The sequence below is a fragment of the Lacinutrix mariniflava genome, assembly GCF_001418015.1.
Taxonomy (GTDB): Bacteria; Bacteroidota; Bacteroidia; order Flavobacteriales; family Flavobacteriaceae; genus Lacinutrix; species Lacinutrix mariniflava.
In genome coordinates this window covers 206673-219645 of record NZ_LIQG01000017.1, presented here as the reverse complement: position 1 = coordinate 219645, position 12973 = coordinate 206673, and the positions used below count along the sequence as shown (strand labels likewise).

Genomic DNA, 12973 nt, shown 5'->3' with positions numbered 1-12973 from the left:
GTATTACTTTTTTGCTTTGTTACCACTAATTATAGGAACATAATAATCTGGAGGAAAACCATTAAGCTGTCTCCATATTTCGAACCAAATTGGCACATCGTTTAACAAACCAATAGCTCTAACTCCAGAGCCAACTCTAATAGCTTCTGGCCAAGCATATTCATCTTCACTATCTGGTGCTAATAGAATTCTAAATTTTCCGTTCTCGCTAATAAAGCTCTCCATTGCTACTACTTTTGCACCATAAGTTCCATAAGATACATTAGGCCAACCACTAAATACAATTGCAGGCCAGCCATCAAACTGAACTCTAAAAGTTTCTCCAATATGAACCAAAGGCAAATCTATTGGGTTTATATAGGTCTCTACAGCAACATCATAGTTTGCCGGCATAATACCTACCAAACGTTCACCTTCTTTAAAGCTCTCACCAATTCCTGTTTTTATGGCTTTATTAATATACCCGTTAAATGGTGCTTTTATGTAATACATGGTATTTCTTATTTCATAATTAGAACGGTTATTTTCTAATTTAGAAACTTGAGCTTCTGCATCAAACTGATTTGATTCTGCCGAAAACTTATCGCTTTGCGCTTTAGAGATTTTATCTATATAGGCTGCTTTAGTTCTTGTAATTTCAACTTGGGCATTTAAAATCTCGTTTTTAGCTACCAAAAATTTATTTTCCTGTGAGATTAGCTTTGCTTGTGTTTCTTGAAGCTTTAAACGTTTTTGTTCAACATCTGTTAAAGATTTTAAACCTTCAGCCTGTAGGGTTTCTGTACGTTTATATTGTTTTTCAGCAATTTCTAAATTAATTTTTGATGCTTCAAAATCTATACTATCACTTTTTACTTTCAGCTTAGCTTGCAATAATTTATTTTCGGCTTGTTTTAATTTTAAACCACGTTCATTACTTAAAGCTGAAATTTGATTATTAAGTGCATTTACTTTAGAACCATAACTTTTTACAGAAGCATTTTTAGATTCTATTTGCTGCCCAGTTCTTTGTATTAAATTAGGGTCGAAATAATCATTTTTCACTTCAGAAATAAAAAGAATAGTATCTCCTTTTTTTACAAAATCACCTTCTCTAACATACCATTTTTCTATTCTACCAGGAATAGGAGATTGTATGCTTTGTGGTCTTTGATCTGGTGTTAATGTAGTTACAGTTCCTGCCGCATTAATATTCTGTGTCCAAGGCAAAAACAAAACGATAATACAAACGATTGCTGATGCTATTAATAATCTATTAAATTGTTTAAAGTGTTTTTTACCAAATACCTTTTTAGAAGAGGTGTACTTAGAAATATCAACTTTAGTATTTAGTTTGTTTTCTGAGATGTTTAACATGCTATAATGTGTTAGTTATTTCTCCTTTATTTAAGGTTATTGTTTTAGTCGCTTTATTATTCCATTGTCTATTTTGACTAACAACTACAAGTGTCCAATTGTGAGACGGATGAGTTAAATAATCTATTATTTGTTTTGCTTCGTTAGTTTCAAATTGATCTAACGGCTCTTTTAATAGCAAAAGTTTAGGACGTTTAACAATACTTCTAGCTAACATTATTTTTTTAGAAATAGTAAAAGAAATGCCTTTGCCTTCAGGGTGTAAAACTGTTTTTAAACCTAACGGTAATGCTTTTACAAAATCTTTTAAACCAACGTTTTTAATAGCATCGTTTACTTGATCTGTTGTAATATTTTTATCTCCAAAAGTTAAATTCTCTAATAAGGTACCTTCAAAAGGTGTTTCTTCAGTTAATGCTTGTCCGATATAAGAGCGATAAGAGTTAATATTCAAACCAATTAGCGATTTGTTATTCGCGTATATTTTTCCTTTTGAAGGAGAAATTAAACCTGCTATTAGTTTTAATAAACTTGATTTACCCGAACCACTTTTACCATTAATTAATATAACTTGCTTAGGTTCTATTTTAAGTGAAACATTATTTAATATTGGTGTATCTCTGTCTGCTACAGTGTAATTTACTTCGTCTAATTCTACAGTTAATTGATCTTCATATAAATCTAAAATTTCACCGTCTTGGGATTCTAATGGTTTATCTACAATTTTCCCTAATTTCTCTATGGAAGTAAGGACATCGTAAATAGTTTCTAATCCAAGAATCAATTTTTCTACGGAAGCAATCACTAATAAAATAATAATCTCTGCTGCGACAAATTGACCAATATTCATTTGTTGATTTAAAACCAATAAACCTCCAATAATTAACAATCCTGCAGTTACCAATACTTTAAAACCAATAAGTTGAATAAATTGAAGAATTAGAATTCTAAAATGATTTTCTCTTGCCTCTAAGTACTTAGTAACTAGTTTGTCGTTTTTTTCCATCGCTAAGCTTGTACGTCCTGAAAGTTTAAAACTTAAAATAGAACGCGCCACTTCCTGTAACCAATGAGCTACTTTATACTTATTATCCGATTCTTCTAAACTAGTTGCAAGTCCTTTTTGTGCTGTAAATTTAAACACAACGTACATAAGTAATAATAGGAGTATACCGTAAATTATAAAGAATGGATGATAAAATGATAAGAGTATTAATCCAAGGATAATTTGCAGTAATGCTGCAGGAAAATCGATTAATATCTTCGACAATCCTTTTTGAACTGTAAGTGTATCGAAAAATCTATTTACTAATTCTGGAGGATAATAACCATTTAATCCGCTCATGGTCATTTTTGGAAAACGATAAGCAAATTCAAACGATGCTCTAGTGAATATTTTTTGCTGAACGTTTTCAATAATTCTTATTTGCATTAATTGTAAAATCCCTACAAATACCACACCTAAGGTCACTAAACCAACCAGAACCATCCACGATGTACTAATTTGAGCACTTTGGAGCAGGTTAATAATGGCCTGTATTCCAAGAGGAAGCGATAAACTAACTAATCCGGCAAAAATGGCATAGAAAAATATTTGCCTAACATCTTTTTTATCTAGTTTAAGCAAGCCTACAAAGCGTTTCCACGCTACAACAACATTTTTTGGCATCTATTTAATTTTTAAAGTATTAAACACTAAATCTTTAAAGAAGTCTGTTGGCTGAACAGTAGCATTACACTCTGTAATCGATCTAAAATGATCTTTTAAAAAATGTTGATGCATTGCACCATCCACCACTGTACTGGCCAATGTTAGTGGGTATTTATAGTCACTATTTATAGTAACAATAATGTCATTTAATCTATTGATCAATCTTTTATATACCGAAAAATAGCCTTCTTTATTTTCGCTATCGACCTCCTTTGTTAAGTACGATTTAGAATATTCGTTAATAACAATTCGTTTTAATATAACTTCGTCGATATGGCTAAAAGCAGAATCTATAATAGTTGTTTGACAAAGTACTGTTATAGCTTTATCTAACTTATCCTTTTTGTTTTCAATACTATTTGTGGAGAATACTAATTGATACTCCAACCAAGTCCAATACCAAGAGGTTAAATAGAGTAGTAGCATATGCTTACTTTCAAAATACCTATAAATAGAGCTCTCGTTTGAACCTATTTTTAAACCTAATTTTTTAAAAGTGAAGACATCAAAGCCTATTTCATCTATTAATAAGATACTGTTTTCTATAATACGTTTACCAAGACTTGAAGATTCTGGGTCTTTAAGGTAGATTTTTTCATTAATGTTAATCTTGATATTCGAAAGTAAATATTTCATAATAAATTAATTTGAGTGCAAATATAATAGTAATACTATTAAAAAAGAAATCAAGTTAACTATTAATTAACAATTGTAAATTTTAATGAAGCATAGAAATGCTATTAAACCTTAAAAGTAGTAGAGCTTGGAAGTTCAAATATTTCTAATTCGAAGAATGGAATTGCAGCTAAAAAATGATCAAAGAGGTCAGACATTACATATTCGTAATTTTCCCAACGCTTATCTTTACTAAACGCATAGATCTCTAAAGGAACACCTTGTGTAGTAGGCTGCAACTGTCTTGCCATTAACAACATGTCTTTATTAATAGCAGAATGATTTTCTAAATACGTTTGAGTATATTTTCTAAAAACACCAATATTAGTAAGGTTTCTACCGTTAAGTCTAAGTGTTTTATTTATATTATTATCTTCATTATACTTATCTACTTTCTCTCCCATTTGTTCTAAATAGACACTAATTAGCTCAATACCTTTTAAGCGCTCTATATCTTCAGGAGTTAGAAATTTAATAGAATCTTGCTTAATCATTAAGTGCCTTTTAATTCTACGGCCATCAGAATTCGTCATACCACGCCAGTTCTTAAACGAATCTGAAATCATAGCATAGGTAGGAATAGTAGTAATAGTATTATCAAAATTCTGAACCTTTACTGTGGCAAGGTTTATTTCTGTTACATCACCATCTGCTCCGTATTTTTCGAAGGTTATCCAGTCTCCAATCCTAACCATATCGTTAATAGATACCTGTATACTGGCTACAAAACCAAGAATAGTATCTTTAAAAATAAGTAAGATAATAGCAGAAGCCGCACCAAAACCAGTGATAAACTTTAAAATTGACACATCGCTAAACACAGCAATTGCTGCAAAAATACCAGCAACCCACGCAAAAATCATGAATACTTGAATGTAACTATCTATAGGCTTATCTCTTAAACGAGGTAAAGTTTTAAAATAATCTTCAAGTGTAAATAAAATACTTCTAACAATCCATAATGTTAAGACTATAAAAAGAACCTGAAGTAGTTTACGAATAGGCGTTTCTATATAATTAAAGTCTATAAAAACAATATGAAGCATTTTTAATGCCGTTAATAAAGGAACAATATGTGCTACATTTCTTGGCACTTTATTAGCCAATAATAAATCATCAAAAGGAGATTTGGTATGTTTTGCCACACGAACAGATAGTGCTCGTAAAATAGCTCTAAGGACTCTATCTATAACGTAGGTTACAATAAGTGCTATTAGTAACAATGTAAGCATATTGGCATATTTAGCCAACTTTGGAGATAATCCAAAAGCTTCGTAGTAATTATAAAAGAAATAGGCGATTTGCTCCTTCATTTTTAGTTTAAATTTTAAACAAAATTAGTCAGATTTACTCAGTATAAACTATTAAAAACGATAAATAATAGTTAAAGCGTACCAGGTATATCGATAGGCATAACTTCCTCATTTTTCATGTTATTAAGTGCTATATTTCCAACACGAACACGCACTAATCTTAAGGTTGGAAAGCCTACTGCACTTGTCATTTTTCGAACTTGTCTAAATTTACCTTCTGTAATTGTTAAAGATACCCAAGAAACTGGACCATGTCTAGCATCACGAATTTTTTTTGACCGCTCTGGGAAATCTGGATCAGATTCTAATTTATAGACTTTACACGGTTTGGTTTGATACTTTTTACCATCGAAACCAATTTCTACACCTTTTTTGAGTTCATCAATCTTTTCTTGAGTAATATCTCCATCCACTAAAGCGTAATATTCTTTCTCAATACCACTAGAATTTATAAAGTTACTTAATTTTCCATCTGTAGTTAGCAATAGTAAACCTTCACTTTTTTCGTCGAGCCTACCAATTGGCATTATTCCTATTGGAAACTCGGCTAATTCTCCTAAAAACCTTTTACGTTGTTGCTTACTAGAATTGCTAGCAAATTGCGAAAGCATGCCGTAGGGTTTAAATATTTTAAAGTGTTTGTGTGTATTAGGTTCCAAATGAGTATTATATAGTTATAATGTGGATTCCCGCCTTGGGACGACTGACAAAAATAGTTTTAGTTCCCTCTTAATATTTTAAAAACCAAGTCTTTGGTTAATTGTTGTCCGTTGGCTTTTTCTCTAATAGAGTCGTAAGTAAATCTAAAATCACAACCTTCTTTATAAGCACTACAACCATAAGCTGTTTTTCCTTTTATAATGGTTCCTTTATTACATTTCGGACAAATATTTTCTTCGGAAGTACTCTTCGTTTCAGGTTTAACTTTTTTAGGTTCTAATTTCAACTTAAAATTTTCATCAAATCTCACTAAGCCTTCAGTTGAAACATTATCAACCTTAAAACCTTTTAAATTAACGGTTGAGCCTTTTTGAAACAACCTAACAAATTGCTTTTCTGAGATGGTTTTTCCTTCAAACTGAAAAGGAATAACAAAGTCGCAAGTCTTTTTATATTCTGAGCAACCATAAGCCGATTTACCTTTTAATACAGATCCGTTTTTACATTTCGGACATTTTTCTGAGGCAATACCAGACGTTTTTTTAACCGTTTTTTTCTTAGTAGCTGTTGCTGTTTTATTATTAACCGAAGATATATTAGCTTTCTTAGTTTCGCTTCGCACTTCGTAAACCAAACGATCTACCATTTGTTTCATCTGTTTAATAAAACTTCCGGCGCTAAAAGTCCCTTTTTCAATATCTTTTAACTGCTTTTCCCATTTTCCGGTAAGTTCGGCAGATTTCAGCAACTCGTTAGTAATAGTATCTATTAACTGAATTCCTGTAACCGTAGGAATGACTTGTTTTTTATTTCGTTTTATATATTTTCTTCGGAATAACGTTTCAATAATATTGGCACGTGTAGAAGGACGACCAATACCGTTTTCTTTCATAATCTCACGAAGCTCATCGTCATCCACCTGTTTTCCGGCTGTTTCCATAGCACGTAGGAGTGAGGCTTCCGTATATTGGTTTGGTGGTTTGGTTTGTTTTTCTAAAAACGACGGTTCATGCGGCCCTTTTTCGCCTTTCTCGAATGTTGGTAACATACCAGCTTCTTTAGAAGTGCTATTTGGGTTTTCGAATACAATACGCCATCCTTTTTCTAAAATTTCTTTACCTGTAGTTTTAAACTTTACTTTTTCTGCTTTACCAATAACTGTGGTGTTCGATACTTTACAATCTGGATAAAACACAGCAATAAAACGACGCACAATAATATTGTAAACCTGCTGCTGGTTGTATTGCAAGTTTATTTGCTGTCCGGTTGGAATAATAGCATGGTGATCTGTTACCTTGCTATCATCGAAAACCTTTTTCGTTTTCTTTAGCTTCTTACCATGAAGCGGCGCTGTTAAAGCAGCGTAATTAGTTAAGTTTTTAAGTATTCCAGGTACTTTTGGATACACATCATTTGGTAAAAATGTAGTATCTACTCTTGGGTAGGTTACTACCTTTTGTTCGTATAGCTTCTGGACAATCTTTAAAGTTTCGTCTGCACTAAATCCAAATTTAGTGTTACAATATACTTGTAAACCTGTTAAATCGAACAGTTTTGGTGCATATTCATTTCCTGCTTTTTTCGTTGTTGATACAATTTCGAAATCATGTGCTTTTACAATAGCTGCAAGTTTTTCTCCATCTTCAACTTTAAGAAAACGACCTTCTTCGTAGCTAAATAATGTATCGCGATACATGGTTTGCAGCTCCCAATAGGGTTGTGGTTTAAAATTTTCTATTTCTTTAAACCTATTTACTAGCATGGCTAGAGTAGGTGTTTGCACACGGCCAACAGATAGTACCTGCTTGTAGCCACCATGTTTTACAGTGTATAAACGTGTAGCATTCATGCCCAAAAGCCAATCTCCAATAGCACGCGAAAAACCTGCATAGTATAAATTGTCGTAATCTTCTGAAGGTTTCAAGTTGTTAAAACCTTCTTTTATGGCCTCGGTTGTAAGCGACGAAATCCAAAGTCTTTCTACCTTTCCTTTATAACCAGCTTGGTTTAATACCCAACGCTGTATTAATTCTCCTTCTTGTCCTGCATCACCACAGTTTATTACAACATCTGCTCTATCAAATAAACTTTTTACAATTTTAAATTGTTTTTTTATACCAGCATCTTTAGAAACTTTGGTTTCAAAACGCTCAGGAAGCATTGGTAAATTGTTTAAATCCCAACTTTTCCAATATGGTTTATAATCGCTTGGTTCTTTAAGTGTACAAAGGTGACCAAAAGTATAAGTTACCGCATAGCCATTGCCTTCGTAGTAACCATCACGTTTTGTGGTGGCTCCAAGAACAGAAGCGATTTCTCTTGCTACAGATGGCTTTTCGGCGATACAGACTTTCATTTTGTGCTTTAAATTATGTGCCGCAAAATAGGAAATTCAAAGATGAATTTAGATTGAAGTTACTTAGAGTTATTAACTATTATTGATTAAAAAGAAGGAAACAAAAAAGCAATACCATAAAATGGACAAATAATGAACCTTCGTGCCATTTTCTGTATTTAATTAAAATAATAAATATGCAATTTAGAAATATTGCAATTGAAGCGACAATTAATACTATGAACCAAAATGCGAGTTTTAGTTTAATGACATCAATACTTGGCTCAAAATTGAATAGTGTTACTAATAAATAAGTTATTAGTAAAACAATGTAGTAGAGTAAAGTGTGTAAGATGCCTTTATTCAAGATGTTATTTTAATTATTATTATTATTATATTTGGTTGAATTACAATTTATAATAGATTTGAAAATGTGATTTTATTACTTTAGTAAAGTTAGGCGATAAGGATTTATAGTTTTGACTTTTATTAAATAGTTTATTTGATAATAAAAAACAGAATTGTTTCTCTTTTGCAAATATATCTAACCGATAAACAGGTTTTTTTCTATACATTTATAAAATTATCACAAATAAAAGTATGAAAAAAAATCTACTCGCCTTAATCTTCTGTTTACTTCAAGTCATTACTACTTACGGTCAATTAAAAGAATTAAAGATTTACGAAAAAAATGATGCTGATAAATGTGAATTTTCTTACGTCAATTCAAATAACTCCATCTGTTCAACTTACAATACTAATGCTTTATTAAAATATGAAGCTATTGATAATGTAATATTTGTAATTGATTTTATGGGCCCATTAAAAGATATTAATGTGAAATTTAATAGGATCAAAATTGATAATAATAGAATTCAATTTAATGGGACGTCTACAAACAATGAAAAAACGTATTGTTCTTTTATTGTTGAAAACGGTTTAATTAGTGAAGGAATATTGCAAAATGAAGATCAAGGTTATAAAATAGACATAGGCTTTGATAAGAAAACTGAAGATGTTAAAATGTGGTATTATCCGTATGCTCTAAAAAAAACAGAAATGCGTTTTAATTCTTCAAGTGATTATAATGATTTAAATAGTTTTGGAGCTTTAACAGATATTAATACTCTATTAGAAATTTGGGCTAAAGAAGCACATGATGATACATTTAATACCACAACAGGAGTGGATTTGGCTGCTCCAATTTTTCATGGCTCATATGATTGGCACTCTTCAATTCATGGACATTTAGCCACTAATTACGCAGGTTTTTTTCTTAATGATTACTCTACTTTTATAGATGATGTAAATATTCAATTTACAGCTCCTAATGTTCAAGGAGAATTAAATTATGCTAGTCCTTATCAATGGTTAGAAATTCAATATGGTATGCCTTGGCTTTTAAATTATAATACATATTTGGATGAATCTATTTATAATGGAGTTTCAAATCCTCTTCAACCATTAGCGCAAAATTCGTATAACTTAAGTTATAATCATGTTTTAAATAACCTTAACAACTTTTCCGTTTATAATAATAGTCTTGATTCAGGATATTTTAATTTTAACTGGCAGTTACTTAATTTATATATTTATGCGGAACAAAACGGTTTAAACTCTACAAGTACATATGTAATAAATCAGTTAAATAATTATGCTGATAGCGTTAATTGGGACACTGTTGGAGAAGGTGATTTTTTTGACCCAAAAGCTATTGCGCTTTTATTATATACAAAAGCAGGCTTAACAAGTGGTACCGCTTGGAATAATTTAATTCAAGCTTATGATTCTTCTTCTACCGATCTACCTTTTACAGACCTTAATTTAGAGCCGGCCCATAAAGCTGGTTTAGTAATCTCTAAGTCTTGGGGTTATTGGCTTATGTATCATCATACAGGAGAAATAAGGTATAAAGATGCCTTTATTGCACATAATGACCAAGTATTTCAATATTTAAAAATACAGCAAGATAATGATCCAATAACTTATTTCACTTATTTATCACATTGGGTTCCAAACTTTGGAGTTTTTGGTTTTAAATTGGTAGAAGACTATCCAGAGAACAACACTTTAACGATCAACAACTTTGGACAAAACATCAATTCTGAAATTATTATATACCCAACTGCTGTTGATAATATTTTAAATATCAATAACTATAATACTTCTAATACTGAGCTTACAATAGTAGATTCAAAAGGAAGCACAGTATATAATAAAACTCATGATAATGGAGTTGAAAAAATTAATTTAGCGTATTTAAGTTCAGGAGTCTATGTTATACTTATAAAAAACGATAACAAAGAGGAAAGAGCAAGATTTATAAAAATTTAAATTTCACTTTAAAGTAAACAATCATGAGATTCTTACTTACTTATGAAACATAATCAAAGTTATTGCCAAGCGGTAACAAAACACTTAGAAATCTCACCATTTTCATGCTTTAACCATAATAGTGGAGAATAGCCTTCGGTTTCATAGACGTTCAATTCTGGCAAAATAGCATCGTAGGTTTTCCAATCTACATTTTGAGTAACATCAAGTAGCCAATCGGTTTTCTTTGGTTTATAGAACTTACAATTTTTAAACATTGGTAATTCAGGATACTTAAAATAGAAACCATAAATACATTTTGGATTTAACGTTTTAAGATGAATTGTTCTTCCGTAAGGCACAAAAATTTGAGCTTTAAAATATATTTTTTGAATAAAATCTTTAGCTTTAAAATTCAAACTATCCAGCAACGGCTTCGTTTCGTCCACATAGAGTAGTGGTAGTTGCTTTTTTTTAAGTTTGGTTAGTTTTTCTATTAAACTATCTCTTTGCATGGGACCAATACAATGGTCAATTTCAGTATCACCAAGTGTTTCATCATACAAATAAAACTTAAATTGTATTTCTAAATGTATTGGTTGTTCTTCATCCAAATACAAGCAATCTAATTCGCCTATAGTTATATTGTTTTCGGTTTGAATTTGTGGATTTTCAGATAAAATATTGATATTTTTATTTAGTCGTAACTCTGCACCAACAAACCGTTCTACACGCTGTCCAAGTCTTATTTTTTCTAATCCGAAACCTTCAAAAACAGGTGTGTTTTGCTTTTTTGTTATTAAAGGTTGTATGTCTAAAACGGGCTCTAAAAACAAGTGTGGTGTGTTATAGAATCCGCTAAACTGCGCTTGTAAATTGTCTGAGATATCTTTCATAAGAGTTTACGAAAGTAATCATTTAAAAAAAATTTAAATATTATTGTTTGAAAGCCTTTAATTCGTTGTATTTTTGCACATCTCAAAATTTCAAAAAAATTAATGAAGGTTACAGCTTTAGAATTAGAAGAAAGACAAGAAGGCAAGAGTTTATATAGTTACCAAAAAGGTGCAATTGATAAGATTTTTACTTGTTTCGAAGATGCTCCAGAAGATTATCATTTACTTTATCAACTGCCTACAGGTGGTGGTAAAACGGTTATTTTCTCTGAAATTGTACGTCAGTATTTAAAGCTTCATAAAAAGCAAGTGTTAGTAATGACGCATAGAATTGAGCTTTGTAAGCAAACATCTAATATGCTTTCAGAATTTGGTGTAAGCAATAAAATTGTAGATTCTAAGGCCGATTTAAGTGATCAAGGCGATTTTAATTGCTTTGTTGCCATGGTAGAAACGCTTAATAATCGTTTAACAGATAACAAACTAGATATTAGTGATATTGGTTTAGTTATTATTGATGAAGCACACTACAACTCGTTTACAAAATTATTTAAGTTTTTTGAGAAATCTTTTATACTAGGAGTAACAGCAACACCTTTAAGTAGTAATATTAACCTTCCAATGAAGGATAATTATAACGAATTAATTGTTGGTGAAACTATCCATTCTTTAATTGAAAATGAGTTTTTAGCACGTGCCGAAGTGTATTCTTACAATGTAGGTTTAACCTCTTTAATTGTAGGTGCTAATGGTGATTATACTGTAAAATCTTCTGAAGATTTATATACAAATACAGACATGCTTACCAAGCTTGTGCAATCTTACGAGGAACGTTGTAAAAACAAGAAAACATTAATATTTAATAATGGTATTAATACCTCTTTACACGTTTACGACACTTTTAGAAGAGCAGGATACAATGTAGCGCACTTAGATAATAACAATACTAAAAAAGAGCGTAAAGCCATTTTAAAATGGTTTAAAGAAACACCAGATGCAATACTAACTTCGGTAAGTATTTTAACCACAGGTTTCGATGAGCCAACTGTAGATTGTATTATTTTAAATAGAGCCACAAAATCGTTGACTTTATACTACCAAATGATTGGTCGTGGATCGCGTATTTTAAAAAGTAAAAATAAGTTTACTGTTATAGATTTAGGAAACAACCTTCACCGTTTTGGACCTTGGGGAAGCGACTTAGATTGGCATAAAATATTTAGATCTCCTAACTTTTACCTTGATGGTATTTTAAGTGATGAAGATTTAGAAGAAAATTTTAGATATGAAATGCCAGAGGCACTTAGAGCTGAATTTGCAAAGTCTGAAGATGTCTATTTTAACATTAAAGCCATGTACATTCAATCGGTTAGAGAAGGAGATTCTTCTAAAGTTATATTAGAACGTTCTATTGCACACCATGCAAGAATTTGTATTGAGAACAGTGAAGATGTATGGGATGCTTTAGGTTTAGCTAAAATGCTGAAAGACGATATAGATTACCGCATACAACGTTATACAAAGTGTATTAGTAAAAGCACTTTTAACTTTGTAGAATGGTTAAAAGACGATTACAAAAAGAAATTAAACGCCTATTTACGTACTAATTTTGATGAAGTTTTCGAAGATATTAACGGATTTCCACCTGAAGAGTAATCTTCATTAAAGAGTATTCAGTAGCAATTTACAGTTGTTGTATTTTGCATATAAAAAC

General features: G+C 31.0%; 9 protein-coding genes. 2 read left to right on the top strand and 7 right to left on the bottom strand.

The annotated features are described in order from the left end of the window. Positions 1 to 3 precede the first annotated feature (3 nt). The 6 genes from ASC44_RS02375 to ASC44_RS02350 all read right to left on the bottom strand — a co-directional run bounded on the left by ASC44_RS02375 (position 4) and on the right by ASC44_RS02350 (position 8071). Positions 4 to 1356, bottom strand: coding sequence for an HlyD family secretion protein (locus ASC44_RS02375; protein WP_055446021.1), 1353 nt, complete (start codon positions 1354 to 1356; stop codon positions 4 to 6). Between the two features lies 1 nt (position 1357). Next, positions 1358 to 3025, bottom strand: a complete 1668-nt coding sequence (locus ASC44_RS02370; RefSeq protein WP_055446020.1) for a peptidase domain-containing ABC transporter — start codon at positions 3023 to 3025, stop codon at positions 1358 to 1360. After that, a complete protein-coding gene (locus ASC44_RS02365; protein ID WP_055446019.1) occupies positions 3026 to 3703 on the bottom strand; it encodes a TetR/AcrR family transcriptional regulator in 678 nt (225 codons plus the stop codon). 104 nt (positions 3704 to 3807) lie between these two features. Next, positions 3808 to 5055, bottom strand: a complete 1248-nt coding sequence (locus ASC44_RS02360; RefSeq protein ID WP_055446018.1) for a mechanosensitive ion channel family protein — start codon at positions 5053 to 5055, stop codon at positions 3808 to 3810. Between the two features lie 71 nt (positions 5056 to 5126). Beyond that, a complete protein-coding gene (locus ASC44_RS02355; protein ID WP_275044192.1) occupies positions 5127 to 5714 on the bottom strand; it encodes a pseudouridine synthase in 588 nt (195 codons plus the stop codon). Between the two features lie 59 nt (positions 5715 to 5773). Then, entirely contained in the window at positions 5774 to 8071 is a 2298-nt protein-coding gene (locus tag ASC44_RS02350) for a type IA DNA topoisomerase (protein ID WP_055446016.1), read from the bottom strand. 579 nt (positions 8072 to 8650) lie between these two features. On the opposite strand from ASC44_RS02350, the gene ASC44_RS02345 reads away from it, so the two are divergent. Further along, on the top strand, positions 8651 to 10384 hold the full coding sequence (locus ASC44_RS02345; RefSeq protein WP_055446015.1) for a DUF2891 family protein: 1734 nt from the start codon (positions 8651 to 8653) through the stop codon (positions 10382 to 10384). Between the two features lie 59 nt (positions 10385 to 10443). Here ASC44_RS02345 and ASC44_RS02340 read toward each other — a convergent pair whose 3' ends face one another. Then, entirely contained in the window at positions 10444 to 11259 is an 816-nt protein-coding gene (locus tag ASC44_RS02340; RefSeq protein WP_055446014.1) for a DUF1853 family protein, read from the bottom strand. A gap of 102 nt (positions 11260 to 11361) precedes the next feature. On the opposite strand from ASC44_RS02340, the gene ASC44_RS02335 reads away from it, so the two are divergent. Continuing rightward, positions 11362 to 12915: a DEAD/DEAH box helicase gene (locus tag ASC44_RS02335; RefSeq protein ID WP_055446013.1), complete on the top strand. Its 1554-nt coding sequence runs from the start codon at positions 11362 to 11364 to the stop codon at positions 12913 to 12915. Positions 12916 to 12973: the final 58 nt, after the last annotated feature.